This is a genomic window from Escherichia sp. E2562, from assembly GCF_005781075.1.
In the GTDB taxonomy this organism is placed as follows: Bacteria; Pseudomonadota; Gammaproteobacteria; order Enterobacterales; family Enterobacteriaceae; genus Escherichia.
Genome location: NZ_VATM01000019.1, coordinates 98,350 through 125,130 on the forward strand (window position 1 = coordinate 98,350; position 26,781 = coordinate 125,130).

The following is a 26,781-nucleotide window of genomic DNA, read 5'->3' on the forward strand; positions in this document are numbered from 1 at the left end:
ATTTGCATTTTTTACCCAAAACGAGTAGAATTTGCCACGTTTCAGGCGCGGGGTGGAGCAGCTTGGTAGCTCGTCGGGCTCATAACCCGAAGGTCGTCGGTTCAAATCCGGCCCCCGCAACCACTTTCCCTTAGAGTTCTTTTTCAAATATACTGTGAAGACTTTGGCCTTCGTAGTGGGATTTGAAAAAATCCTTCTGGAAAGTGCTCCAGACCGCAGTTGCGGTTATAGGGTTCAGTTATATAAAGCCCCGATTTATCGGGGTTTTTTGTTATCTGACTACAGAATAACTGGGCTTTAGGCCCTTTTTTTATGTCTTGGGGGTGGGCTTGTCCACATTAGAGCAAAAATTAACAGAGATGATTACTGCGCCAGTTGAGGCCCTGGGTTTTGAGCTGGTTGGCATCGAGTTTATTCGCGGTCGCACATCCACACTGCGCATCTATATTGATAGTGAAGATGGCATCAATGTTGATGATTGTGCTGATGTGAGCCACCAGGTAAGTGCTGTGCTGGATGTTGAAGATCCCATCACCGTTGCTTATAACCTGGAAGTCTCCTCACCGGGTCTCGATCGCCCACTGTTCACGGCTGAACACTACGCCCGTTTTGTCGGAGAAGAGGTGACTCTGGTTCTCCGTATGGCGGTACAAAACCGTCGTAAATGGCAGGGCGTTATCAAAGCGGTAGACGGTGAAATGATCACAGTTACCGTCGAAGGTAAAGATGAAGTGTTCGCGCTGAGTAATATCCAGAAGGCGAACCTGGTTCCCCACTTTTAATAGTCTGGATGAGGTGAAAAGCCCGCGATGAACAAAGAAATTTTGGCTGTAGTTGAAGCCGTATCCAATGAAAAGGCGCTACCTCGCGAGAAGATTTTCGAAGCATTGGAAAGCGCGCTGGCGACAGCAACAAAGAAAAAATATGAACAAGAGATCGACGTCCGCGTGCAGATCGATCGCAAAAGCGGTGATTTTGACACCTTCCGTCGCTGGTTAGTTGTTGATGAAGTCACCCAGCCGACCAAGGAAATCACTCTTGAAGCCGCACGTTATGAAGATGAAAGCCTGAACCTGGGCGATTACGTTGAAGATCAGATTGAGTCTGTTACCTTTGACCGTATCACCACCCAGACGGCAAAACAGGTTATCGTGCAGAAAGTGCGTGAAGCCGAACGTGCGATGGTGGTTGATCAGTTCCGTGAACACGAAGGTGAAATCATCACCGGCGTGGTGAAAAAAGTAAACCGCGACAACATCTCTCTGGATCTGGGCAACAACGCTGAAGCCGTGATCCTGCGCGAAGATATGCTGCCGCGTGAAAACTTCCGCCCTGGCGACCGCGTTCGTGGCGTGCTTTATTCCGTTCGCCCGGAAGCGCGTGGCGCGCAACTGTTCGTTACCCGTTCCAAGCCGGAAATGCTGATCGAACTGTTCCGCATTGAAGTGCCAGAAATCGGCGAAGAAGTGATTGAAATTAAAGCAGCGGCTCGCGACCCGGGTTCTCGTGCGAAAATCGCGGTGAAAACCAACGATAAACGTATCGATCCGGTAGGTGCTTGCGTAGGTATGCGTGGCGCGCGTGTTCAGGCGGTTTCTACTGAACTGGGCGGCGAGCGTATCGATATCGTTCTGTGGGATGATAATCCGGCGCAGTTCGTGATTAATGCGATGGCACCGGCAGACGTTGCTTCTATCGTGGTGGATGAAGATAAACACACCATGGATATCGCCGTTGAAGCCGGTAACCTGGCGCAGGCGATTGGCCGTAACGGTCAGAACGTGCGTCTGGCTTCGCAGCTGAGCGGTTGGGAACTCAACGTGATGACCGTTGACGACCTGCAGGCTAAGCATCAGGCGGAAGCGCATGCAGCGATTGACACCTTCACCCGTTATCTCGACATTGACGAAGACTTCGCGACTGTCTTGGTAGAAGAAGGTTTCTCAACGCTGGAAGAACTGGCCTATGTGCCGATGAAAGAGCTGTTGGAAATCGAAGGCCTTGATGAGCCGACCGTTGAAGCACTGCGTGAGCGTGCTAAAAATGCACTGGCCACCATTGCACAGGCCCAGGAAGAAAGCCTCGGTGATAACAAACCGGCTGACGATCTGCTGAACCTTGAAGGGATAGATCGTGATTTGGCATTCAAACTGGCCGCCCGTGGCGTTTGTACGCTGGAAGATCTCGCCGAACAGGGCATTGATGATCTGGCTGATATCGAAGGGTTGACCGACGAAAAAGCCGGAGCACTGATTATGGCTGCCCGTAATATTTGCTGGTTCGGTGACGAAGCGTAATAAACTGTAGCAGGAAGGAACAGCATGACAGATGTAACGATTAAAACGCTGGCCGCAGAGCGACAGACCTCCGTGGAACGCCTGGTACAGCAATTTGCTGATGCAGGTATCCGGAAGTCTGCTGACGACTCTGTGTCCGCACAAGAGAAACAGGCTTTAATTGACCACCTGAACCAGAAAAATTCAGGGCCGGACAAATTAACGCTGCAGCGTAAAACACGCAGCACCCTTAACATTCCTGGTACCGGTGGAAAAAGCAAATCGGTACAAATCGAAGTCCGCAAGAAACGCACCTTTGTGAAACGTGACCCGCAAGAGGCCGAGCGCCTTGCGGCGGAAGAGCAAGCGCAGCGTGAAGCGGAAGAGCAAGCCCGTCGTGAGGCAGAAGAATCGGCCAAACGCGAGGCGCAACAAAAAGCTGAACGTGAGGCCGCAGAACAAGCTAAACGTGAAGCCGCTGAACAAGCGAAACGTGAAGCTGCGGAAAAAGACAAAGTGAGCAATCAACAAGACGATATGACTAAAACCGCCCAGGCTGAAAAAGCCCGCCGTGAGCAGGAAGCTGCAGAGCTCAAGCGTAAAGCTGAAGAAGAAGCGCGTCGTAAACTCGAAGAAGAAGCACGTCGCGTTGCTGAAGAAGCACGTCGTATGGCGGAAGAAAATAAATGGACTGATAACGCGGAACCAACTGAAGATTCCAGCGATTATCACGTTACTACCTCTCAACATGCCCGTCAGGCAGAAGACGAAAGCGATCGTGAAGTCGAAGGCGGCCGTGGCCGTGGTCGTAACGCGAAAGCAGCGCGTCCGAAGAAAGGCAACAAACACGCTGAATCAAAAGCTGATCGCGAAGAAGCGCGTGCAGCGGTACGTGGCGGTAAAGGCGGAAAACGTAAAGGTTCTTCGCTGCAGCAGGGCTTCCAGAAGCCTGCTCAGGCCGTTAACCGTGATGTAGTGATTGGCGAAACCATCACCGTTGGCGAACTGGCTAACAAGATGGCGGTTAAAGGCTCTCAGGTCATCAAAGCGATGATGAAACTGGGCGCAATGGCAACCATTAACCAGGTTATCGATCAGGAAACCGCACAGCTGGTTGCTGAAGAGATGGGCCACAAAGTTATCCTGCGTCGTGAAAACGAGCTGGAAGAGGCGGTAATGAGCGACCGTGACACGGGTGCTGCGGCTGAACCGCGCGCGCCGGTTGTGACCATCATGGGTCACGTTGACCACGGTAAAACCTCTCTGCTGGACTACATTCGTTCAACGAAAGTGGCCTCTGGCGAAGCGGGCGGCATTACCCAGCACATTGGTGCATACCACGTTGAAACTGAAAACGGCATGATCACCTTCCTGGACACCCCGGGGCACGCCGCGTTTACTTCAATGCGTGCACGTGGTGCGCAGGCAACGGACATCGTAGTCCTGGTTGTTGCTGCAGACGACGGCGTAATGCCGCAGACCATCGAAGCTATCCAGCACGCGAAAGCGGCGGGTGTTCCGGTAGTGGTTGCTGTGAACAAAATCGATAAACCAGAAGCCGATCCGGATCGCGTTAAGAACGAACTCTCTCAGTACGGCATCCTGCCAGAAGAGTGGGGCGGCGAAAGCCAGTTCGTACACGTATCTGCAAAAGCGGGTACCGGTATTGATGAACTGCTGGATGCTATCCTGCTGCAGGCTGAAGTCCTGGAACTGAAAGCCGTACGTAACGGGATGGCGAGCGGTGCGGTTATCGAATCCTTCCTCGATAAAGGTCGTGGTCCGGTTGCTACTGTACTGGTACGCGAAGGTACTCTGCATAAGGGCGATATCGTTCTGTGTGGCTTCGAATACGGTCGTGTTCGTGCGATGCGTAACGAACTGGGTCAGGAAGTGCTGGAAGCGGGTCCGTCTATCCCGGTGGAAATCCTCGGCTTGTCCGGTGTTCCGGCTGCGGGTGATGAAGTTACCGTTGTACGTGACGAGAAGAAAGCACGTGAAGTTGCACTGTACCGTCAGGGCAAATTCCGCGAAGTTAAACTGGCTCGTCAGCAGAAATCTAAACTCGAGAACATGTTCGCCAACATGACCGAAGGCGAAGTTCACGAAGTGAATATCGTCCTGAAGGCAGACGTACAGGGTTCTGTGGAAGCGATCTCCGACTCCTTGCTGAAACTGTCTACTGACGAAGTTAAAGTGAAGATCATCGGTTCTGGTGTAGGTGGTATCACCGAAACCGACGCCACCCTGGCTGCGGCGTCCAACGCCATCCTGGTTGGCTTTAACGTTCGTGCTGATGCCTCTGCACGTAAAGTGATTGAAGCGGAAAGCCTGGATCTGCGTTACTACTCCGTCATTTATAACCTGATCGACGAAGTGAAAGCGGCGATGAGCGGTATGCTGTCTCCTGAACTGAAACAGCAGATTATCGGTCTGGCGGAAGTTCGTGACGTGTTCAAATCGCCGAAATTTGGTGCCATTGCAGGCTGTATGGTTACCGAAGGTGTGGTTAAACGTCACAACCCGATCCGCGTCCTGCGCGACAACGTGGTTATCTACGAAGGCGAGCTGGAGTCCCTGCGCCGCTTCAAAGATGATGTTAACGAAGTCCGTAACGGTATGGAATGTGGTATCGGCGTTAAGAACTACAACGACGTCCGCACTGGCGATGTGATCGAAGTATTCGAAATCATCGAGATCCAACGTACCATCGCTTAAGGTTTTTAGGGTTCCATGCGGGGTAAGGCGTTTACGCCGCATCCGGCATGGATTGCCTGATGCGACGCTGGCGCGTCTTACCAGGCCTACGTGAACAGCCCTTCCACCTGAAATTAATTTTAAAAAGGGGCTAACAGCCCCTTTTTTGTCAGGAGAATTTATTATGGCGAAAGAATTTGGTCGCCCGCAGCGCGTAGCGCAGGAAATGCAAAAAGAGATCGCTCTCATCCTGCAGCGTGAAATTAAAGATCCTCGTCTGGGCATGATGACCACCGTTTCCGGTGTCGAAATGTCTCGTGACCTGGCGTATGCCAAAGTATATGTGACGTTCCTCAACGACAAAGATGAAGACGCGGTTAAAGCGGGCATCAAAGCGTTGCAGGAAGCTTCTGGTTTCATCCGCAGTCTGCTGGGTAAAGCGATGCGTCTGCGTATCGTGCCGGAACTGACCTTCTTCTACGACAACTCACTGGTTGAAGGGATGCGTATGTCAAACCTGGTGACCAGCGTGGTCAAACATGACGAAGAGCGTCGTGTTAACCCGGACGACAGCAAGGAGGACTAATGAGTCGTCCTCGTCGTCGCGGTCGCGACATTAACGGCGTTTTGTTGCTGGATAAACCGCAGGGTATGTCCAGCAACGATGCGCTGCAAAAAGTGAAACGTATATATAACGCCAACCGTGCCGGACACACCGGCGCGCTGGACCCGCTGGCAACTGGCATGTTGCCGATTTGCCTCGGGGAAGCGACGAAGTTTTCCCAGTATCTGCTGGACTCCGACAAACGCTATCGGGTGATTGCGCGTCTTGGACAGCGTACCGATACTTCCGACGCCGATGGACAAATCGTTGAAGAACGTCCGGTAACCTTTAGTGCAGAGCAACTGGCGGCGGCGCTGGATACTTTCCGCGGCGATATCGAACAGATCCCTTCGATGTATTCAGCACTGAAATATCAGGGCAAAAAACTGTACGAATACGCGCGTCAGGGCATTGAAGTTCCGCGTGAAGCGCGCCCGATTACCGTTTATGAATTGCTGTTTATTCGCCATGAAGGCAATGAGCTGGAGCTGGAAATTCACTGCTCAAAAGGCACTTATATCCGCACTATCGTTGACGACCTGGGGGAAAAACTCGGCTGTGGCGCGCATGTTATTTACCTGCGCCGTCTGGCGGTAAGTAAATATCCGGTTGAACGGATGGTGACCCTGGAGCACCTGCGTGAACTTGTTGAGCAAGCTGAACAGCAGGATATTCCGGCTGCGGAGTTACTTGATCCATTACTGATGCCAATGGACAGTCCAGCTTCGGACTATCCGGTGGTGAATCTTCCGTTAACGTCTTCTGTTTACTTCAAAAATGGTAACCCAGTTCGTACATCTGGTGCGCCGCTGGAAGGACTGGTTCGTGTTACAGAAGGTGAGAATGGCAAGTTTATCGGTATGGGTGAAATTGACGATGAAGGCCGCGTAGCGCCTCGTCGCCTGGTGGTTGAATATCCGGCGTAATGTTAACCGTCTTGCGATAACAGGTCGCTACGAGTAGAATACTGCCGCTTAACGTCGCGTAAAATGTTTAACACTTTGCGTAACGTACACTGGGATCGCTGAATTAGAGATCGGCGTCCTTTCATTCTATATACTTTGGAGTTTTAAAATGTCTCTAAGTACTGAAGCAACAGCTAAAATCGTTTCTGAGTTTGGTCGTGGTGAAAACGACACCGGTTCTACTGAAGTTCAGGTAGCACTGCTGACTGCACAGATCAACCACCTGCAGGGCCACTTTGCAGAGCACAAAAAAGATCACCACAGCCGTCGTGGTCTGCTGCGCATGGTTTCTCAGCGTCGTAAACTGCTCGACTACCTGAAACGTAAAGACGTAGCACGTTACACCCAGCTCATCGAGCGCCTGGGTCTGCGTCGCTAATTCTTGCGAGTTTCAGAAAAGGGGCCTGAGTGGCCCCTTTTTTCAAACTGACGGCAGCAATTCACTGGAAACTAATGTATTGTTGCTATGAATGATCTTCCGTTGCAGAGGTTCGCGCGGCTAATGAGAGGCTTTACCCACATTTGGCTGGGTTAGGGTTGTCATTAGTCGCGAGGATGCGCAGAAGATCGGGTATTAACACCAGTACCGTAAGGTACTGTCTAAGAAAGAAAAGGGTATTACATTGCTTAATCCGATCGTTCGTAAATTCCAGTACGGCCAACACACCGTGACTTTGGAAACCGGCATGATGGCGCGTCAAGCCACTGCCGCTGTTATGGTTAGCATGGATGACACCGCGGTATTTGTTACCGTTGTCGGCCAGAAAAAAGCCAAACCAGGTCAGGACTTCTTCCCACTGACCGTTAACTATCAGGAGCGTACCTACGCTGCTGGTCGTATCCCGGGTAGCTTCTTCCGTCGTGAAGGCCGCCCAAGCGAAGGCGAAACCCTGATCGCGCGTCTGATTGACCGCCCGATTCGCCCGCTGTTCCCGGAAGGCTTCGTCAACGAAGTTCAGGTTATCGCCACCGTGGTTTCTGTTAACCCGCAGGTTAACCCGGATATCGTCGCGATGATTGGTGCTTCCGCAGCACTGTCTCTGTCTGGTATTCCGTTCAATGGTCCGATTGGTGCTGCCCGCGTAGGTTACATCAATGACCAGTACGTACTGAACCCGACTCAGGACGAGCTGAAAGAGAGCAAACTGGACCTGGTTGTTGCCGGTACGGAAGCTGCTGTGCTGATGGTTGAATCTGAAGCTGAACTGCTGAGCGAAGACCAGATGCTGGGCGCAGTAGTGTTCGGTCATGAACAACAGCAGGTTGTTATTCAGAACATCAATGAACTGGTGAAAGAAGCCGGTAAACCGCGTTGGGACTGGCAGCCGGAGCCGGTAAACGAAGCGCTGAACGCGCGCGTTGCTGCACTGGCTGAAGCTCGTCTGAGCGATGCTTACCGCATCACCGACAAACAAGAGCGTTATGCGCAGGTTGATGTCATCAAATCTGAAACCATCGCTACGCTGCTTGCTGAAGATGAAACCCTGGACGAAAACGAACTGGGTGAAATTCTGCACGCTATCGAGAAAAATGTTGTTCGTAGCCGTGTACTGGCAGGCGAACCGCGTATCGACGGTCGTGAAAAAGATATGATCCGTGGTCTGGATGTGCGTACTGGCGTGCTGCCGCGTACTCACGGTTCTGCGCTGTTCACCCGTGGTGAAACGCAGGCGCTGGTTACCGCAACGCTGGGTACTGCACGTGACGCGCAAGTTCTTGATGAACTGATGGGCGAACGTACTGACACCTTCCTGTTCCACTACAACTTCCCTCCGTACTCCGTAGGTGAAACCGGCATGGTCGGTTCTCCGAAGCGTCGTGAAATTGGCCACGGTCGTCTGGCGAAGCGCGGCGTGCTGGCAGTAATGCCGGATATGGACAAATTCCCGTACACCGTACGTGTTGTGTCTGAAATCACCGAATCCAACGGTTCCTCTTCTATGGCTTCCGTGTGCGGCGCGTCTCTGGCGCTGATGGACGCAGGTGTGCCGATCAAAGCCGCTGTTGCGGGTATCGCAATGGGGCTGGTGAAAGAAGGCGACAACTACGTTGTACTGTCTGACATTTTGGGTGACGAAGATCACCTGGGCGATATGGACTTCAAAGTTGCGGGTTCCCGCGACGGTATCTCTGCACTGCAGATGGATATCAAAATTGAAGGTATCACCAAAGAGATCATGCAGGTTGCGCTGAACCAGGCTAAAGGTGCGCGTCTGCACATCCTGGGTGTAATGGAACAGGCGATCAACGCGCCGCGTGGCGATATCTCTGAGTTCGCACCGCGTATCCATACCATCAAGATCAACCCGGACAAGATCAAAGATGTTATCGGTAAAGGCGGTTCTGTAATCCGTGCTCTGACCGAAGAAACAGGCACCACCATCGAAATCGAAGATGACGGTACTGTGAAGATCGCAGCGACCGATGGCGAGAAAGCGAAACACGCAATTCGTCGTATCGAAGAGATCACTGCAGAAATCGAAGTGGGCCGCGTCTACAATGGTAAAGTGACCCGTATCGTTGACTTTGGCGCATTTGTTGCCATTGGTGGCGGTAAAGAAGGTCTGGTCCACATCTCTCAAATCGCTGACAAACGCGTTGAGAAAGTGACCGATTACCTGCAGATGGGTCAGGAAGTACCGGTGAAAGTTCTGGAAGTTGATCGCCAGGGCCGTATCCGTCTGAGCATTAAAGAAGCGACTGAGCAGTCTCAACCTGCTGCAGCACCGGAAGCTCCGGCTGCTGAACAGGGCGAGTAAGGTTGCCATTTGCCCTCCGCTGCGGCGGGGGGCTTTTAACCGGGCAGGACGCCTTGTTAGCAACCGGGAACAGGACGTTCATTCAACCGTGGTCTTCGGGAGTGGGAAATGAAGCCTTTTTTGCGCTGGTGTTTCGTTGCGACAGCACTTACGCTTGCAGGATGCAGTAATACTTCCTGGCGTAAAAGTGAAGTCCTCGCGGTACCATTGCAACCGACTTTACAGCAGGAAGTGATTCTGGCACGTATGGAACAAATCCTTGCCAGTCGGGCTTTAACCGATGACGAACGCGCACAGCTTTTATATGAGCGCGGAGTGTTGTATGATAGTCTCGGTCTGAGGGCATTAGCGCGTAACGATTTTTCGCAAGCGCTGGCAATCCGACCGGATATGCCTGAAGTATTCAATTACTTAGGCATATATTTAACGCAGGCAGGCAATTTTGATGCTGCCTATGAAGCGTTTGATTCTGTACTTGAGCTTGATCCAACTTACAACTACGCGCACTTGAATCGCGGGATCGCATTATATTACGGCGGTCGTGACAAGTTAGCGCAAGATGATCTGCTGGCGTTTTATCAAGACGATCCCAATGATCCTTTCCGTAGTCTGTGGCTTTATCTCGCCGAGCAGAAGCTCGATGAGAAGCAGGCTAAAGAAGTGTTGAAACAGCACTTCGAAAAATCGGACAAGGAACAGTGGGGATGGAACATTGTCGAGTTCTACCTGGGCAACATTAGCGAACAAACGTTAATGGATAGGCTCAAGGCGGACGCAACGGATAACACCTCGCTCGCTGAGCATCTCAGTGAAACCAACTTCTATTTAGGTAAGTACTACCTAAGTCTGGGGGATTTGGACAGCGCCACGGCACTGTTCAAACTGGCGGTTGCCAACAACGTTCATAACTTTGTTGAGCACCGATACGCATTGTTGGAATTATCGCTCCTGGGCCAGGACCAAGATGACCTGGCAGAATCGGACCAGCAATAGCTGACGTACACATCAGCCCGTAATCTTTTTTGATTGCCATCACCTTAACGGGTGAGGGCGTTGTTGTTCGTTAATACACCTACTTTGAGCCGGTTCACACTTTTCAATGAAAATTGCTGATCAATTTCATGATGAGTTATGTAGACTGGCCGCCATTAATTTTGAGGCACACGTACTACATGGCTGAATTCGAAACCACTTTTGCAGATCTGGGCCTGAAGGCTCCTATCCTTGAAGCCCTTAACGATCTGGGTTACGAAAAACCATCTCCAATTCAGGCAGAGTGTATTCCACATCTGCTGAATGGCCGCGACGTTCTGGGTATGGCCCAGACGGGGAGCGGAAAAACTGCAGCATTCTCTTTACCTCTGCTGCAGAATCTTGATCCTGAGCTGAAAGCACCACAGATTCTGGTGCTGGCACCGACCCGCGAACTGGCGGTACAGGTTGCTGAAGCAATGACGGATTTCTCTAAACACATGCGCGGCGTAAACGTGGTTGCCCTGTACGGCGGCCAGCGTTATGACGTGCAATTACGCGCCCTGCGTCAGGGGCCGCAGATCGTTGTCGGTACTCCGGGCCGTCTGCTGGACCACCTGAAACGTGGCACTCTGGACCTCTCTAAACTGAGCGGTCTGGTTCTGGATGAAGCTGACGAAATGCTGCGCATGGGCTTCATCGAAGACGTTGAAACCATTATGGCGCAGATCCCGGAAGGTCATCAGACCGCTCTGTTCTCTGCAACCATGCCGGAAGCGATTCGTCGCATTACCCGCCGCTTTATGAAAGAGCCGCAGGAAGTGCGCATTCAGTCCAGCGTAACGACCCGTCCTGACATCAGCCAGAGCTACTGGACTGTCTGGGGCATGCGTAAAAACGAAGCACTGGTACGTTTCCTGGAAGCGGAAGATTTTGATGCGGCGATTATCTTCGTTCGTACCAAAAACGCGACTCTGGAAGTGGCTGAAGCTCTTGAGCGTAACGGCTACAACAGCGCCGCGCTGAACGGTGACATGAACCAGGCGCTGCGTGAGCAGACACTGGAACGCCTGAAAGATGGTCGTCTGGACATCCTGATTGCGACCGACGTTGCGGCCCGTGGCCTGGACGTTGAACGTATCAGCCTGGTGGTTAACTACGATATCCCGATGGATTCTGAGTCTTACGTTCACCGTATCGGTCGTACCGGTCGTGCGGGTCGTGCTGGCCGCGCGCTGCTGTTCGTTGAGAACCGTGAGCGTCGTCTGCTGCGCAACATTGAACGTACTATGAAGCTGACTATTCCGGAAGTAGAACTGCCGAACGCAGAACTGCTGGGCAAACGCCGTCTGGAAAAATTCGCCGCTAAAGTACAGCAGCAGCTGGAAAGCAGCGATCTGGATCAATACCGCGCACTGCTGAGCAAAATTCAGCCGACTGCAGAAGGTGAAGAGCTGGATCTCGAAACTCTGGCAGCCGCACTGCTGAAAATGGCACAGGGTGAACGTACTCTGATTGTTCCGCCAGATGCGCCGATGCGTCCGAAACGTGAATTCCGTGACCGTGATGATCGTGGTCCGCGCGATCGTAACGACCGTGGCCCGCGTGGCGACCGTGAAGATCGTCCGCGTCGTGAACGTCGTGACGTTGGCGATATGCAGCTGTACCGCATTGAAGTGGGCCGTGATGATGGTGTTGAAGTTCGTCATATCGTTGGCGCGATTGCTAACGAAGGCGACATCAGCAGCCGTTACATCGGTAACATCAAGCTGTTTGCTTCTCACTCCACCATCGAACTGCCGAAAGGTATGCCGGGTGAAGTGCTGCAACACTTTACGCGCACTCGCATTCTCAACAAGCCGATGAACATGCAGTTACTGGGCGATGCACAGCCGCATACTGGCGGTGAGCGTCGTGGCGGTGGTCGTGGTTTCAGTGGCGAGCGTCGTGAAGGTGGTCGTGAAGGCGGTCGTAACTTCAGCGGTGAACGTCGTGAAGGTGGTCGTGGTGATGGTCGTCGTTTTAGCGGCGAACGTCGTGAAGGCCGCGCACCGCGTCGTGATGACTCTACCGGTCGCCGTCGTTTCGGTGGTGATGCGTAATCATCGCTGAACAGCGAACACAATCTGTAAAATAATATATACAGCCCCGATTTTAACAATCGGGGCTTTTTTTCTGTCTTTTGTACTCGTGTACTGGTACAGTGCGATGCATAACAACGCAGTCGCACTATTTTTCACTGGAGAGAAGCCCACATGGCAACACTAACCACCACCCAAACGTCACCGTCGCTGCTTGGCGGCGTGGTGATTATCGGCGGCACCATTATTGGCGCAGGGATGTTTTCTCTGCCAGTGGTCATGTCCGGTGCGTGGTTCTTCTGGTCAATGGCGGCGCTGATCTTCACTTGGTTCTGCATGCTGCATTCCGGATTGATGATTCTGGAAGCTAACCTGAATTACCGGATCGGTTCGAGTTTTGACACCATCACCAAAGATTTGCTGGGCAAAGGCTGGAACGTGGTCAACGGCATTTCCATTGCCTTTGTGCTCTATATCCTGACCTATGCCTATATTTCTGCCAGTGGTTCGATTCTGCATCACACCTTCGCGGAGATGTCGCTGAACGTCCCGGCACGCGCGGCGGGTTTTGGTTTTGCACTGTTGGTGGCGTTTGTGGTGTGGTTGAGCACCAAAGCGGTCAGCCGGATGACGGCGATTGTGCTGGGGGCGAAAGTCATTACCTTCTTCCTCACCTTCGGCAGTCTGCTGGGGCATGTACAGCCTGCGACATTGTTCAACGTCGCCGAAAGCAATGCATCTTATGCGCCGTATTTGCTGATGACCCTGCCGTTCTGCCTGGCGTCGTTTGGTTATCACGGTAACGTGCCAAGCCTGATGAAGTATTACGGCAAAGATCCGAAAACCATCGTGAAATGCCTGGTGTACGGTACGCTGATGGCGCTGGCGCTGTATACCATCTGGTTGCTGGCGACGATGGGTAACATCCCTCGTCCGGAGTTTATCGGCATCGCCGAGAAGGGCGGTAATATTGATGTGCTGGTACAGGCATTAAGCGGCGTGCTGAACAGCCGTAGCCTGGACCTTCTGCTGGTCGTGTTCTCAAACTTTGCGGTAGCGAGTTCGTTCCTTGGCGTAACGCTGGGTTTGTTTGACTATCTGGCAGATCTGTTTGGTTTCGACGACTCGGCTATGGGCCGTTTGAAAACAGCATTGCTGACCTTTGCCCCGCCTGTCGTGGGTGGTCTGCTGTTCCCGAACGGATTCCTGTACGCCATTGGTTATGCCGGTTTAGCGGCGACCATCTGGGCGGCAATAGTTCCGGCGTTGCTGGCCCGCGCATCACGTAAACGCTTTGGTAGCCCGAAATTCCGCGTCTGGGGCGGCAAACCGATGATTGTGCTGATTCTGGTGTTTGGCGTTGGTAACGCATTGATCCATATTTTATCGAGCTTTAATTTGCTGCCGGTGTATCAGTAATCAGCGGTGCCTTATCCGACATGTCTGCTGCCTACACAATGCCTGATGTGCTTCGCTTATCAGGCCTACGTAGGACTGCGTTGCCAGCTCGGATAAGGCTTCCCGCGTTAAAACACACTATCCCAACAACTCTTCCTTCACATCCATCGCCAGCTCAAACGAATGCAGCCGCGCCTGGTGGTCGAAAATCTGCCCGTTAACCATAATCTCATCAGCGTCGGTTTCGCGCAGGATCGACTGCAAGCCATGACGCACTTTCGTTTTATCGCCCACCAGCGACATACTCAGCGCCTGCTGCACGCCATACTGCTCGGATGGCGACCAGAACTGATCCATATTTTGAATCGGTGGCGGCAGTTGCCCGGTTTCGCCGCGGCGCAGCTTCACAAAGGCTTGCTGCATCGAGGTAAACAGGAATTCGGCATCGCGGTTGCTGTCGGCAGCGATAATATTGATGCACACCATCGCGTACGGTTTTTCCAGCCGTGCCGATGGTTTGAAGTTGCTGCGATAAAGATGCAGCGCCTGGAACAGCATATCCGGCGCGAAGTGTGAGGCAAACGCGAACGGCAGACCAAGCTGCGCTGCCAGTTGCGCACTGTAAAGGCTGGAGCCTAGCAACCACACGGGGATTTTCTCGCCATAGCCCGGTACTGGGCGCACATGCGGATTGGGATCGCGGGCGTCAAACCAGTCCACCAGTTCTGCGACATCGCGGGGGAAATTATCAATATCGCCGCTCATATGACGACGTAGCGCCATCATGGTTCGTTGATCGCTACCCGGTGCACGACCCAGCCCCAAATCGATTCGCCCCGGATAGAGTGTATTAAGCGTGCCGAACTGTTCGGCAATGACCAACGGTGAGTGGTTAGGCAACATCACGCCGCCGGAACCCAGATGCAGCGTGGTGGTATTCGCCGCCAGATAGCCAATCAATACCGACGTTGCAGCACTGGCAATGCCGGTCATATTGTGGTGTTCCGCCAGCCAGTAGCGATGATAGCCGCGCTTTTCAGCCAGACGAGCGAGGTCGAGAGAGTGGGAGAACGCTTCTCGCGCTGAAGAACCTTCGGGAATGGGGGCCAGATCGAGTAGCGAAAACGCAATGGTTTTATCAGTCATAACAGCTCACTTTGTTACCGATTAATCTTTAATACTGCATTAAAGAGTAGTTAAAGTTGTTAACAAAGTGAGCTATATACTTACGCTTGCAGCTCCAGCCCGGCCAGCCGCCGCCAGTAGCCGTTACAGTCGCTGTTTGCCGTCAGCGGTAGTGGCGCAGCGCCATTTTCATTAGCGCGGAAGGCGTCGAGCATCGCGAAAGTGTCAGTACCCTGCGGTGACAGGCGGACCACATCAACCAATCCCTGCATGGATGCCAGCTCGTTACCGAGGTTGTAAACGTAGCCGCTCATGGTCTGAATGCCGTTGAGTACAAACACTTGTTGGTTTTCCTGCGACAGCACGTTGCGCCCGTTCGGATACTTAATGCAGCAGGTTTCACACTCATCTTTCGGGCGGTCTTCCGAACGCGCGGTAAAGCAGCGGGCGGAGTAGGCCAGTGGCAGATGACCGTAGCTCAGGACTTCCACTTCAAACTGGTTGCGAATGCCCAGTTCATCGCACTGATTAAGCAGATTCACTAGCCAGTCGCGGGAAAGCTCCACCGGCATACACCAGCGCATCATGCCCTGTTTAAGCAATATGTTCAGCGTCACCGCGTTGTAGCAGTTCAGTGCATGCCCGGCGACGAACGGCAGTTTGCGCTCAGCGCACATATTCACCACGCCGAGATCGCTGGCTTCAATCAGAAACTCACCGTTCTCAACATAGCGTTTCAGTTCGCCCAGTTCGGAGGATGCCTGCACAAGCGCCAGCGTGGAGAGCACAATCTGCTTGCCACTTCCGGCGAGCGATTTTGCCATCTCCAGCCAGTCGCCAACTTTGGTTGCCCGGCGCTTGCTGCATACCGCTTCACCAAGATAAATCACGTCGGCGCTGCTGGCTGCGGCCTGCTGATAAAATTCTTCCAGCGTCTCTTTTGGCCAGTACCACAGCACCGGCCCTAAGGAATATTTCATTGCTTTTCTCACTGCCATTTACGGTGATACGCGCCAAGGGTGGTCTGCGTGCCTTCGGACATCGACCCGAGCGTCTCCATCCACGCGCTTTGCGGTACGAAGTTTTGCGGATCGGCCTTACAACGGTCGATAGCCTGACGCCAGACTTTCGCCACCTGGCTGACATACGCCGGGCTACGCTGGCGGCCTTCAATTTTCACCGAAGCAATATTTGCCGCCATTAACTCCGGCAGCAGTTCCAGGGTATTGAGACTGGTTGGTTCTTCAAGCGCGTGATAACGCTCGCCGTCCACCAGATAACGCCCTTTACACAGCGTCGGATAACCTGCGTTTTCGCCGTCCTGATAACGGTCGATCAGCACTTCGTTCAGGCGGGATTCCAGCCCCTGCGGCGTTTGTTGCCAGCGCACGAAGCGGGCCGGAGAACACGCGCCCACGGTGTTGGGCGATTCCCCCGTCAGATACGACGACAGATAGCAACGGCCTTCCGACATAATGCACAGGCTGCCGAAAGCGAACACTTCCAGCGGTACAGGGGTAACCCGCGCCAGTTGTTTCACCTGATGAATCGACAACACGCGCGGTAGCACCACGCGGGCAACGTCAAAATGGCGATGATAGAAGTTAATCGCCTCTTCATTGGTTGCCGAAGCCTGCACTGACACATGACGCTCAATATGCGGGTATCGCTCGGCGGCGTACTCCAGCATGGCGAGGTCGGCGAGGATCAGCGCGTCGGCACCCAGCTGCGCCGCCATATCCACGGCGCGCTGCCAACGGGCGTAACCGTCCGGATGCGCAAAAGTGTTAATTGCGATGTGAAGTTTGCGGTGATGTTGATGAACAAAACTCACCGCTTCCTGCAATTTTTTCTCGGTAAAGTTAAGGCCGGCGAAGTGACGGGCATTAGTATCATCTTTTAGCCCGATATAAACAGCATCTGCGCCGTTTTCGATGGCCGCCTTAAGCGCCGGGAGATTTCCGGCAGGGCAGAGCAGCTCCATAATTTTTCCTGAAGGTTGCGCAGTCAAAGCGCAAAAATGTTAACGAACTGGGATTTTAGTTAACCCTGCTGCGACAATTTTTGATTTAAGGCAGTTAAAGTTGTATTGGTGGTAGCAGCAATTTCATATGGAATTGTTGATTTATACCGCCATGTTATTTTTCCAATATGGCAAAATAGGATGATTGTTGAAGCAGGGAGTAAAACTCGTGTTGGATAAACTGCGTTCCCGCATTGTGCATTTGGGGCCATCTCTGTTGAGTGTACCGGTAAAACTGACGCCATTTGCGCTTAAACGCCAGGTTCTTGAGCAGGTCTTAAGCTGGCAATTCCGTCAGGCGCTGGACGACGGCGAGCTGGAGTTTCTTGAAGGCCGCTGGTTAAGTATTCATGTGCGTGATATTGACCTGCAATGGTTTACCTCGGTGGTGAATGGCAAACTGGTTGTCAGCCAGAACGCGCAAGCTGATGTGAGTTTTAGTGCCGACGCCAGCGATCTGCTGATGATTGCGGCGCGTAAACAAGATCCAGACACGCTCTTCTTCCAACGTCGGCTGATGATTGAAGGCGATACGGAGCTGGGGCTGTATGTGAAAAACCTGATGGACGCCATTGAACTGGAGCAGATGCCGAAAGCCTTACGTATGATGCTGCTGCAACTGGCGGATTTTGTTGAGGCGGGAATGAAAACCGCGCCTGAAACCAAACAGACATCGGTAGGTGAACCATGCTAATTCGAGTAGAAATTCCCATTGATGCGCCGGGTATTGATGCCCTGCTGCGTCGTTCATTCGAAAGCGATGCGGAAGCGAAGCTGGTTCACGATCTGCGTGAAGATGGCTTTCTGACGCTGGGCCTGGTGGCGACAGATGACGAAGGTCAGGTCATTGGCTATGTGGCATTCAGTCCGGTAGATGTGCAGGGCGAAGACCTGCAATGGGTCGGCATGGCTCCGTTGGCGGTTGATGAAAAATACCGTGGACAGGGGCTGGCACGCCAACTGGTCTATGAAGGACTCGATTCGCTTAATGAGTTCGGCTATGCCGCAGTGGTGACGCTGGGCGATCCGGCGCTGTACAGTCGTTTCGGCTTTGAACTGGCGGCGCATCACGATCTGCGTTGCCGCTGGCCGGGCACTGAAAGCGCCTTCCAGGTACATCGTTTAGCGGATGACGCGCTGAACGGCGTAACCGGGCTGGTTGAGTATCACGATCACTTCAATCGCTTTTAATCTCCGGGGTTTGCAGACTCCTTAATAACTCTGCAAACCCTGCGCCTTCCGCTACCAGACGCTCTTTCTGCCGTTTGGTCAGTTGCTTAACGCGATATTCCGCCCGTAGTGCTAGCGAACGGTCACCCACTGGCGCGGAAAACGCCAGCGTTAGTTCACCTTTCCCACGCAGTGCTTTTGCCCCTTTGCCGCTCTGATGTTGCTGATAGCGGCGTTCGACATCCGTGGTGATCCCGGTATAAAGCTTATTGTCGGCGGTACGGATCAAGTAAAGAAACCAGGGTGTCATCGTCTGCGTCACATGTTAAGGTCTGGCCCACAGTATAAAAGAGAACAGCAATGGAAACACTCACCGCCATCAGCCGTTGGCTGGCAAAACAACATGTTGTCACCTGGTGTGTGCAGCAGGAAGGGGAACTCTGGTGCGCTAATGCCTTTTATCTTTTTGATGCGCAGAAAGTTGCCTTCTACATTTTGACGGAAGAAAAAACGCGCCACGCGCAGATGAGCGGGCCGCAGGCGGCGGTTGCCGGAACGGTAAACGGGCAGCCGAAAACGGTAGCGTTAATCCGTGGCGTGCAGTTTAAAGGCGAGATCCGCAGGCTGGAAGGTGAGGAAAGCGACCACGCGCGCAAGGCGTACAATCGTCGCTTTCCGGTTGCCCGAATGCTGTCGGCGCCGGTGTGGGAAATCCGGCTCGATGAAATCAAATTCACCGACAATACGCTGGGCTTTGGTAAAAAAATGATTTGGCTACGTAATTCAGGCACCGAGCAGGCGTAACGCCTCGCGGTTAAACGCTGGCAAATCGTCCGGTGTTCGGCTGGTAACCAGCTGATCTTTATCGACCACCACTTCCTGATCGTAAAATTCCGCGCCCGCGTTTTTAACATCAATAATGATCGGTTTAACGGCGGTCAGTTTGCGCCCCCGAATCACATCGGCGCTGATCAGCAGCTGCGGGCCGTGACAGATGGCGAAAACCGGTTTGCCGCTATTCACAAAATCACGGGTGAAGGTGACAAAACGGTTGTCGCCACGCAGATAATCCGGTGAATGACCGCCTGGTAGCAGCAGGGCATCAAACTCTGCTGGCGTCACTTCATCGATGGATTTATCGATGGTGACGCTGGCTTCTCCTTTTTTGCCTTTCACCGTTTTACCCGCTTGTTTTTCAATGGTAATCACTTCGTGTCCGGCTTTACGGAACTCGTCAGCAGGTGAAGTAAATTCTGAATCCTCAAATTCATCAGTGATTAAAACGGCAATCTTCTTACTCATGTTTCCTCCGCGTTGTTGCATTGGATGAGGCGAATTTCTCACGATCGGGGATAATTACCTCGTAGACTATTAAGCCTGGTGCATGTACCAGGGAGCGCAAGGCGGACAATTCTGTAAAGGAGCGAAGATGAGTCAGGTACTGATTACAGGCGCAACGGGGCTGGTGGGCGGTCACCTGCTGCGGATGTTGATTAATGAACCGAAAGTTAACGCCATAGCCGCGCCGACGCGACGCCCGTTGGGCGATATGCCTGGCGTGTTTAATCCCCATGATCCGCAACTGACCGACGCGCTGGCGCAGGTCACCGATCCCATCGACATTGTGTTTTGTTGTCTCGGCACCACGCGGCGAGAAGCGGGGAGCAAAGAGGCGTTTATTCATGCCGATTACACGCTGGTTGTGGACACCGCATTAACCGGGCGGCGACTGGGCGCTCAGCATATGCTGGTGGTTAGTGCTATGGGTGCCAATGCCCACTCGCCGTTTTTCTATAACCGCGTCAAAGGGGAGATGGAAGAAGCCTTAATTGCCCAGAACTGGCCGAAACTAACCATCGCTCGCCCGTCGATGTTGCTGGGTGACCGTAGCAAACAGCGAATGAACGAAACGCTTTTTGCGCCGCTGTTCCGTTTGTTACCCGGTAACTGGAAATCCATTGATGCGAGAGACGTGGCGCGGGTCATGCTGGCAGAGGTGATGCGGCCAGAGCATGAAGGTGTGACCATTTTAAGCTCTTCAGAATTACGCAAAAGAGCTGAATAATTATTCCCAGGAATTGATAGTGAGCGTAATATTCACGCGCTCAATTATCATAACTTATTCCTGGGGAATGCTATGACTGGTCAGTCTTCATCTCAGGCGGCAACGCCCATTCAGTGGTGGAAACCCGCGCTTTTCTTTCTCGTTGTCATTGCCAGTCTCTGGTATGTGAAATGGCAACCTTACTACGGCAAAGCCTTTACTGCCGCTGAAACCCACAGTATCGGTAAATCTATCCTTGTGCAGGCGGATGCTAATCCGTGGCAAGCGGCGTTGGATTACGCGATGATCTATTTCCTCTCAGTATGGAAAGCGGCGGTGCTGGGTGTGATCCTCGGCTCGTTAATTCAGGTGCTGATCCCGCGTGACTGGCTGCTGCGCACGCTTGGGCAATCGCGCTTTCGCGGCACGCTGCTGGGAACGCTGTTTTCGCTGCCGGGTATGATGTGTACCTGCTGTGCGGCTCCGGTCGCGGCGGGGATGCGTCGCCAACAAGTGTCGATGGGCGGTGCGCTGGCATTCTGGATGGGGAATCCGTTGTTAAACCCGGCGACGCTGGTGTTTATGGGATTTGTCCTCGGCTGGGGCTTTGCCGCGATTCGTCTGGTGGCGGGGCTGGTGATGGTGTTGCTGATTGCGACGCTGGTGCAAAAATGGGTGCGTGAAACACCGCAAACGCAGATGCCAGTCGAAATTGACATGCCGGAAGTGCAGGGCGGGTTTTTTAGCCGCTGGGGCAGGGCGCTATGGACGCTTTTCTGGAGTACGATCCCGGTTTATATCCTTGCAGTACTGGCGTTGGGTGCCGCTCGCGTCTGGTTATTCCCCCATGCCGATGGCGCTGTCGATAACAGCCTGATGTGGGTAATGGCGATGGCGGTAGCGGGATGCTTGTTTGTCATTCCGACGGCGGCAGAAATTCCGATTGTACAAACGATGATGCTGGCAGGTATGGGAACTGCTCCGGCGCTGGCATTGTTGATGACGCTTCCAGCGGTAAGTTTGCCGTCGTTGATAATGTTGCGTAAAGCGTTTCCGGCGAAAGCCTTATGGCTGACGGGGGCGATGGTGGCAGTGTCAGGCGTGATTGTCGGCGGGCTGGCGCTGTTGTTCTAAATATGCCGGATGCGGCGCGAGCGCCTTATCCGGACTACGTTTTGTATCGTTGTAGGCCTGATAAGACGCGGCAAGCGTCGCATCAGGCATTACAAGGGGCTGCTATTTAATAAACGTAAACGCTGTGGTTACACGCTTCACGCCGCTCACCCGGCTGGCAATATCTGCCGCTGCTTTCGCTTCACGTTCAGTCACCAGCCCCATCAGGAACACTTCACCGTTTTCGGTAGTCACTTTCACGTTGGACGATTTCACCAGATCGCTGGTTAACAGCTGCGAACGCACTTTGGTGGTGATCCACGTATCGTTAGATGCTTCGCCCAGACCAATCGGCTGGCCCTGACGAATCTCGTTATACACTTCATTCGCGCCATCTACGCCCATAGCAATCTGTTTGGCGCGAGCCGAAAGTTCAGAGTTTGGTGACTGCCCAACCAGCAGCACTTTGCCCTGATAGGCCGTTACATTAATGCGCGCTTCTTTCTTAATCTGTTCGTCTTTCGACAATGCGCTGTTCACGCGCACTTCCAGGGTACCATCGTCCACCTGGGTGCCGACACTGCGTGGGTCAGTTGCGGCTTTGGTACCCACAGCAGCGGTACCCACTACGGCAGCGGCAACACAACCTTGTAACAGCAGCGCGGAAATAAGGACTGCGATTGGCGATAATGCCTTCATGTATTCTCCTTAATCATCCTGGTGAGGGAAAAGCGTGTTATCGATCAGATCGCACAGGCAATTTACCGTCAGCATATGCATTTCCTGAATGCGAGCACTACGATGCGAAGGAATGCGGATCTCCACATCCTGTGGCCCTAACAAACCTGCAAGTTCACCGCCGTCATAGCCGGTCAATGCCACAATGGTCATATCACGCGTAACGGCGGCTTCAACAGCTTTAACGATATCGCGACTGTTACCGCGAGTAGAAATGGCTAACAATACATCTCCCGCATGCCCCAGCGCCCGTACTTGTTTTGCATACACTTCATCATGTAAGCGATCGTTGGCAATCGCCGTTAAGACAACATTATCAGTATTTAGTGCAATGGCAGGTAGGCTGGGCCGCTCCGTTTCGAAACGGTTGATCATGCTGGCAGCAAAATGCTGTGCGTTGGCAGCGGAGGTTCCATTACCACAACAGAGGATTTTGTTGCCATTGAGCAGAGACTGAACCAGCGTCATGGCTGCACGGGAGATGGCATCCGGAAGCGCCTCTGCCGCCGCAATTTGAGTTTGAATGCTTTCAGTGAAGCAAGCTTTAATTCTTTCTTGCACGCTAATCCTTAAACCTTAATTATGAGTGGTCATTAAAGGCATCCTTAATCCACTCAACCTCATTCCCGGTGAAGGCTACCACATCGAACCTGCAATCCACAGTATCAAAACTCCCATTATGACGCGCGAGCCACAAGCGGGCAGTCTGTAATAATTTGTGTTGTTTGCTGCGGGTCACACTGGCCACCGCGCCGCCGTATAGGGCAGAGCGGCGGTAGCGCACTTCGACAAAAACGGTGGTCTGGCCTTCACGCATTATCAGATCGATCTCGCCGCCACGCTCGTTCACGTTAGCGGCGATAAACCGCAGTCCTTTGCCTTCCAGCCAGCGACGCGCTTGTACTTCCCACGCATCGCCGGTCTGTTTAGTGGTTAACTGGCGGGGACTACCTGACCTTGTTGGTACTGTAGCCATGATAACTTCCTGTTAATCACGCAATCCGGGTTAGCCGTCAGACCTCCGGTATTACCGTTGATTTCAAAACCCTGAACCTGGCGCATTTGTGAGAAATGATTTGCCAGCGACCATGCATCAACACCCATTGCATACATGCGAGCCAGCGAATAATCATTATTCACCGCGCTGAGCGCCTGCTGCATTAGCGGCAGATTACCGCCTGCCAGCATCGGGATCTCGCTGTACTGTAATCCTTCCATCTCAAGTCGGAAATCAGGGCCAGCGGAGCCTTGTGCGCTGCGGGAACTGGCGTACAGCGTTGCGCCGCTATGGCTGCCGTTACGCATGGCGATCATCGGTTTGACGAAAGCGATTTCGCCCGGCGTTGCCACAATATAGACCGCGTCGACACGACCACCGTTATTAGTGAACTGGTCATCGGTTGGTGTGGTTTGCAGCGTCGGATTGTTTGTGGTCATGCCGGAATCAGTTGTCGCTCTGGGGGTAATCGGGCTACCCGTTAAAGCGATGCCGGAGCCGCCATTCACGCCCGCGCGTAATTCGCTGATGGAACCAAATTTTTGTTGCAGAACGGTACCGCCACCCAATTTCTGCCACTCTTGCGCGAAGGCGTTTGCTACGCGGTCGCCAAGCGAACTGCGCGGGATCAGCACCAGCGGCGCCTGTTTCCCCTGGTCACGAATATGACGTGCCGCATCGCGTGCTTCATCTTCCGGCGATAGCGCGAAGTAACAGATATTAGCGCGGTTTTCGATATTTTCCGGCTGATTCAGCGCCAGAACGTTCAGTGGAGTGTTGCTCTTCAGCAACTCCTCAACATTATTTTTCAGCAGCGGACCGACCACAATGCTCGCGCCGTCTTGCTGAACCTGGCTTAAGATCTGGCTAAGCGGTTGTGAAGAGGTATCGTAGATTTTCAGTTCTGCGGCTGGATTCGCTGGCGTGCTTACCGCCGCAGTACTTGCCGCAGGGGCGCTTACAGGCACCGGCTGCGCTGCGGTTTCTTCACCCGTTAGATCGTTAACCGAGGCTTGTGCCGGGCTGGCAACGCCATCCACGGTTTGTGGCTGGGGTTGTTCTGCCACGTCAGCGGCAGGCGCGGTAGCTACCTGGGCGATCACTGGCTGAGTGCCAATGTTTTTCGCCGCTTCAAAGCCTTGTTGAATTGTGCGACCAAATACCGCAGCCTGACCATTCAACGGCAGCAGCAGGGCGATTTTATTGGTTGACGCTGGTTTGAAAGCTTTTACGTTTACCAACTGTGTTGGCAGCATTTTCGCGCCCGGGTTGTTCGGATAACGTTTTTGCCAGTCGGCGATCCCGGCTTTCATCATGTTGGGATCGTTACGGTTATCAAACCAGACGCGTTGCAGATCCAGCCAGCCTTGCAGGATATTTTCGTCGGCGTTAATCACCAGCGTATTCGCCTGCTGTTGGGTCATGGACGATAGCGCTTGCCAGGTAGCATCAATATTCTGTTGCTTTTCCTTCGCGCCGAGCAGAGGTTCCTGGGCGACTAACGCACGCAGTAATTCCATGGAAGGACGTCCCTGGCTGGCATCGATTTTCGCCTGCCAGTAGCGCGCTTGCTGGTTTTGTTCTAAATCGGTTGGCGTGATTTTTGCCAACAAGGTCTGTGCGCCAGTAAAATCTTTTTGCGCCAGCTTGATTTCTACCGCCAGCAGCGTTTTCTCGCGACGCTGGGTATCGTTTAGTTCTTGCGGTAGTTGGTTAAACAACTCCACCGCTTGCCCGGTTTTGCCTTCTTTCACCAGTGCACGAATGGCGAGTAATTGCCAGTTGATCCTGGTATCATCAGAGCTTTGCTGCATCTGCTGTAGATAAAAGGCAGAATCGGCCTGCGCCGTCCCCTGCATGTAGGCAGTGGACTGATCGGGGGTATGGGTGCCACAACCGGCGAAAATTAGGGCTGCCAGAACAACAGGCAGACAACGCGCGGCTTTCAAACGAGAAAATGTTGAGGGTACCATAATGTATCCAGTGATATTTTTTTTACGCAATGCTCAATATTAAATCGGCAATACGGACGACACAATGAAACAACACCAATCGGCGGATAATTCTCAAGGCCAGCTCTATATTGTACCTACGCCAATCGGTAATCTGGCGGACATTACCCAGCGTGCGCTTGAGGTATTGCAGGCCGTTGATCTGATTGCTGCCGAGGATACCCGTCATACCGGTTTACTGCTGCAACATTTTGGGATAAACGCCCGGTTGTTCGCGCTTCATGACCATAATGAACAACAAAAAGCCGAAACGCTGCTGGCGAAGCTGCAAGAGGGGCAAAACATTGCGCTGGTTTCCGATGCTGGAACGCCGCTAATTAACGATCCTGGCTACCATCTGGTGCGTACCTGCCGTGAAGCGGGGATTCGCATAGTGCCACTACCGGGGCCATGTGCTGCCATCACTGCGTTAAGCGCTGCGGGTTTACCATCCGATCGTTTTTGTTATGAAGGCTTCCTGCCTGCCAAATCAAAAGGTCGTCGCGATGCGTTGAAAGCCATTGAAGCGGAACCACGTACGCTGATTTTTTATGAATCGACCCACCGTCTGTTAGATAGCCTGGAAGATATCGTTGCGGTATTGGGCGAATCGCGCTACGTGGTGCTGGCTCGTGAGCTCACCAAAACCTGGGAAACCATTCACGGCGCGCCCGTTGGCGAGCTGCTGGCGTGGGTAAAGGAAGATGAAAACCGCCGCAAAGGCGAAATGGTGCTGATTGTCGAAGGCCATAAGGCGCAGGAAGACGACTTACCCGCCGATGCACTGCGCACGCTGGCGCTGTTACAGGCCGAGCTTCCGCTGAAAAAAGCGGCGGCGCTGGCAGCAGAAATTCACGGCGTGAAGAAAAACGCGCTGTATAAGTACGCGCTGGAGCAGCAAGGGGAGTGATTTGATTACAGGCGTCGCAGCAGGAATAGAGCTACAACGCCTGTACCAGGCGAGTTAACGACGACACATCTCATCAATCACGCATGTGAAATGGTTATGCAGCCATAAAAACGAAGCCGGGATAGCGGTGGAGACTTTAGCCGTGAGAAAACGCGCTGTTGCATCCTGCTTTCCTTCGCCAGTCACCAGTAGCAAAACTTCGCGGGCATTGAGAATATCCTTCAGTCCTAAGGTGATCCCCCGGGTTACGGGGCGACCCGCGGTTATTAACATTTCATGTTGCTGCGTTCTGGCATCAAGTTGGCTGATATGGCAGGCCGGTTGCAGGCTTTCTCCCGGCTCGTTCAGCCCCAGATGACCGTTTTTCCCCAGTCCAAGTACGCACAAATCGATACCACCTTTGAGCGCAATCAGGTTCGTTACCCGCTCACACTCCGTCTCGTTAATATCTTCAGAGCGAAAGCTGATGAACTGGTCTTCACGTAGCCCCAGCGGCTGTACGATATGTTGCTGAAGGAAGGTTTCGCAGGTGCCGGGCAGGGTTAATGGCAGATCCACCCATTCGTCGAGCTTGACGAAGGTCAGCTGGCTGACATCAACATGCTGCTGGTGGATTTTTTCCACCAGATAATAATACGTCAGTAATGGCGTGGCTCCGGTCGCCAGGCAGATCACGGCGTTCGGTTTACTACGAATCACACCCAATAAATATTCGCTGGCGCGTTCACTTAACGCCGTATAGTTTTCAACTTGCTGAAGGATTTGCACAGGATGAAATTCCTTAAGTAAAGAGGCTCCGTCAGGTGCGATGCTCAAACCGATGGCAAACGCAAAATTGCCTGATGCGCTACGCTTATCAGGCCTACATCGTTTCTGCAATATATTGAATTTGCATGATTTTGTAGGCCGGATAAGGCG

At 53.1% G+C, this 26,781-nt stretch carries 27 protein-coding genes and 1 tRNA gene; 18 read left to right on the forward strand and 10 right to left on the reverse strand.

The features are described from left to right. The first annotated feature begins 46 nt into the window (after window positions 1-46). The 12 genes from FEK43_RS19895 (at window position 47) to mtr (ending at window position 13,773) form a co-directional block, all read left to right on the forward strand. Window positions 47-123, forward strand: a tRNA-Met gene (locus FEK43_RS19895). A 206-nt stretch (window positions 124-329) separates the two neighbouring features. Next, a complete protein-coding gene (rimP, locus tag FEK43_RS19900) occupies window positions 330-782 on the forward strand; it encodes a ribosome maturation factor RimP (RefSeq protein ID WP_001300397.1) in 453 nt (150 codons plus the stop codon). Between the two features lie 27 nt (window positions 783-809). Beyond that, complete coding sequence (gene nusA, locus FEK43_RS19905; RefSeq protein ID WP_130204598.1) at window positions 810-2,297, forward strand: transcription termination factor NusA; 1,488 nt, start codon at window positions 810-812, stop codon at window positions 2,295-2,297. A gap of 24 nt (window positions 2,298-2,321) precedes the next feature. Next, window positions 2,322-4,994 (forward strand): translation initiation factor IF-2, encoded by a 2,673-nt coding sequence (infB, locus tag FEK43_RS19910; protein ID WP_130204600.1) that lies wholly within the window; start codon window positions 2,322-2,324, stop codon window positions 4,992-4,994. A gap of 163 nt (window positions 4,995-5,157) precedes the next feature. Beyond that, window positions 5,158-5,559, forward strand: a complete 402-nt coding sequence (gene rbfA, locus FEK43_RS19915) for a 30S ribosome-binding factor RbfA (protein ID WP_001040205.1) — start codon at window positions 5,158-5,160, stop codon at window positions 5,557-5,559. Next, the gene (truB, locus tag FEK43_RS19920) at window positions 5,559-6,503 is read left to right on the forward strand and encodes a tRNA pseudouridine(55) synthase TruB (protein ID WP_130204602.1); all 945 of its coding nucleotides are present in this window, start codon (window positions 5,559-5,561) and stop codon (window positions 6,501-6,503) included. The genes rbfA and truB overlap by 1 nt, the downstream gene beginning before the upstream one ends. A gap of 148 nt (window positions 6,504-6,651) precedes the next feature. Beyond that, window positions 6,652-6,921, forward strand: coding sequence for a 30S ribosomal protein S15 (gene rpsO / locus FEK43_RS19925; RefSeq protein WP_000059470.1), 270 nt, complete (start codon window positions 6,652-6,654; stop codon window positions 6,919-6,921). Between the two features lie 244 nt (window positions 6,922-7,165). Further along, window positions 7,166-9,301: a polyribonucleotide nucleotidyltransferase gene (gene pnp, locus FEK43_RS19930; RefSeq protein ID WP_001298330.1), complete on the forward strand. Its 2,136-nt coding sequence runs from the start codon at window positions 7,166-7,168 to the stop codon at window positions 9,299-9,301. 108 nt (window positions 9,302-9,409) lie between these two features. Further along, window positions 9,410-10,294, forward strand: coding sequence for a lipoprotein NlpI (gene nlpI, locus FEK43_RS19935; RefSeq protein WP_130204604.1), 885 nt, complete (start codon window positions 9,410-9,412; stop codon window positions 10,292-10,294). A 106-nt stretch (window positions 10,295-10,400) separates the two neighbouring features. Continuing rightward, window positions 10,401-10,481, forward strand: a complete 81-nt coding sequence (gene yrbN, locus FEK43_RS19940; RefSeq protein ID WP_010723222.1) for a protein YrbN — start codon at window positions 10,401-10,403, stop codon at window positions 10,479-10,481. Next, window positions 10,474-12,375, forward strand: coding sequence for an ATP-dependent RNA helicase DeaD (deaD, locus tag FEK43_RS19945; RefSeq protein WP_130204606.1), 1,902 nt, complete (start codon window positions 10,474-10,476; stop codon window positions 12,373-12,375). Before yrbN ends, deaD begins: the two co-directional genes overlap by 8 nt. Window positions 12,376-12,528: 153 nt before the next feature. Beyond that, entirely contained in the window at window positions 12,529-13,773 is a 1,245-nt protein-coding gene (mtr, locus tag FEK43_RS19950; protein ID WP_130204608.1) for a tryptophan permease, read from the forward strand. A 117-nt stretch (window positions 13,774-13,890) separates the two neighbouring features. Here mtr and FEK43_RS19955 read toward each other — a convergent pair whose 3' ends face one another. From FEK43_RS19955 to FEK43_RS19965, 3 genes are all read right to left on the reverse strand, one after another. Then, on the reverse strand, window positions 13,891-14,898 hold the full coding sequence (locus tag FEK43_RS19955; protein ID WP_100007171.1) for a luciferase-like monooxygenase: 1,008 nt from the start codon (window positions 14,896-14,898) through the stop codon (window positions 13,891-13,893). 80 nt (window positions 14,899-14,978) lie between these two features. Beyond that, entirely contained in the window at window positions 14,979-15,857 is an 879-nt protein-coding gene (locus tag FEK43_RS19960; RefSeq protein ID WP_130204612.1) for a U32 family peptidase, read from the reverse strand. Between the two features lie 8 nt (window positions 15,858-15,865). Continuing rightward, entirely contained in the window at window positions 15,866-16,861 is a 996-nt protein-coding gene (locus FEK43_RS19965) for a peptidase U32 family protein (protein WP_059270998.1), read from the reverse strand. Window positions 16,862-17,069: 208 nt separating this feature from the next. Between FEK43_RS19965 and FEK43_RS19970 the strand changes: the two genes are divergently transcribed. Next, a complete protein-coding gene (locus tag FEK43_RS19970; protein ID WP_046081285.1) occupies window positions 17,070-17,594 on the forward strand; it encodes an SCP2 domain-containing protein in 525 nt (174 codons plus the stop codon). Continuing rightward, window positions 17,588-18,091 (forward strand): N-acetyltransferase, encoded by a 504-nt coding sequence (locus FEK43_RS19975; protein ID WP_000908553.1) that lies wholly within the window; start codon window positions 17,588-17,590, stop codon window positions 18,089-18,091. Before FEK43_RS19970 ends, FEK43_RS19975 begins: the two co-directional genes overlap by 7 nt. Here FEK43_RS19975 and yhbQ read toward each other — a convergent pair. Then, window positions 18,078-18,380 (reverse strand): DNA damage response exodeoxyribonuclease YhbQ, encoded by a 303-nt coding sequence (gene yhbQ / locus FEK43_RS19980; protein WP_130204616.1) that lies wholly within the window; start codon window positions 18,378-18,380, stop codon window positions 18,078-18,080. The two genes, FEK43_RS19975 and yhbQ, sit on opposite strands and share 14 nt — an antisense overlap. A 50-nt stretch (window positions 18,381-18,430) precedes the next feature. On the opposite strand from yhbQ, the gene FEK43_RS19985 reads away from it, so the two are divergent. Continuing rightward, on the forward strand, window positions 18,431-18,874 hold the full coding sequence (locus FEK43_RS19985) for a YhbP family protein (protein WP_130204618.1): 444 nt from the start codon (window positions 18,431-18,433) through the stop codon (window positions 18,872-18,874). Here the strand turns inward: FEK43_RS19985 and yhbO are convergent. After that, a complete protein-coding gene (gene yhbO, locus FEK43_RS19990) occupies window positions 18,854-19,372 on the reverse strand; it encodes a protein/nucleic acid deglycase (protein WP_000037608.1) in 519 nt (172 codons plus the stop codon). The genes FEK43_RS19985 and yhbO overlap by 21 nt on opposite strands. Window positions 19,373-19,499: 127 nt before the next feature. Here yhbO and FEK43_RS19995 point away from each other — a divergent pair, with 127 nt between their 5' ends. Next, window positions 19,500-20,135 (forward strand): NAD(P)H-binding protein, encoded by a 636-nt coding sequence (locus FEK43_RS19995; RefSeq protein WP_047340651.1) that lies wholly within the window; start codon window positions 19,500-19,502, stop codon window positions 20,133-20,135. Between the two features lie 72 nt (window positions 20,136-20,207). After that, window positions 20,208-21,248 carry a permease gene (locus tag FEK43_RS20000; RefSeq protein WP_135407963.1) on the forward strand — a complete coding sequence of 347 codons (1,041 nt, stop codon included), beginning with the start codon at window positions 20,208-20,210 and terminating at the stop codon, window positions 21,246-21,248. Between the two features lie 102 nt (window positions 21,249-21,350). On the opposite strand, the gene dolP is transcribed toward FEK43_RS20000, so the two are convergent. From dolP to lpoA, 4 genes are read right to left on the reverse strand one after another with little or no spacing between them, the layout of a single operon-like run. Continuing rightward, complete coding sequence (gene dolP, locus FEK43_RS20005; protein ID WP_000646037.1) at window positions 21,351-21,926, reverse strand: division/outer membrane stress-associated lipid-binding lipoprotein; 576 nt, start codon at window positions 21,924-21,926, stop codon at window positions 21,351-21,353. Window positions 21,927-21,935: 9 nt separating this feature from the next. Beyond that, entirely contained in the window at window positions 21,936-22,526 is a 591-nt protein-coding gene (gene diaA / locus FEK43_RS20010; protein ID WP_001158034.1) for a DnaA initiator-associating protein DiaA, read from the reverse strand. A 19-nt stretch (window positions 22,527-22,545) separates the two neighbouring features. Beyond that, window positions 22,546-22,941 carry a YraN family protein gene (locus FEK43_RS20015; RefSeq protein ID WP_130204624.1) on the reverse strand — a complete coding sequence of 132 codons (396 nt, stop codon included), beginning with the start codon at window positions 22,939-22,941 and terminating at the stop codon, window positions 22,546-22,548. Next, window positions 22,899-24,935, reverse strand: coding sequence for a penicillin-binding protein activator LpoA (lpoA, locus tag FEK43_RS20020; RefSeq protein WP_135407961.1), 2,037 nt, complete (start codon window positions 24,933-24,935; stop codon window positions 22,899-22,901). Before lpoA ends, FEK43_RS20015 begins: the two co-directional genes overlap by 43 nt. Before the next feature lie 64 nt (window positions 24,936-24,999). On the opposite strand from lpoA, the gene rsmI reads away from it, so the two are divergent. Then, on the forward strand, window positions 25,000-25,863 hold the full coding sequence (gene rsmI / locus FEK43_RS20025; protein ID WP_130204628.1) for a 16S rRNA (cytidine(1402)-2'-O)-methyltransferase: 864 nt from the start codon (window positions 25,000-25,002) through the stop codon (window positions 25,861-25,863). 54 nt (window positions 25,864-25,917) lie between these two features. On the opposite strand, the gene FEK43_RS20030 is transcribed toward rsmI, so the two are convergent. After that, on the reverse strand, window positions 25,918-26,685 hold the full coding sequence (locus tag FEK43_RS20030) for a galactosamine-6-phosphate isomerase (protein ID WP_130204654.1): 768 nt from the start codon (window positions 26,683-26,685) through the stop codon (window positions 25,918-25,920). Window positions 26,686-26,781: the final 96 nt, after the last annotated feature.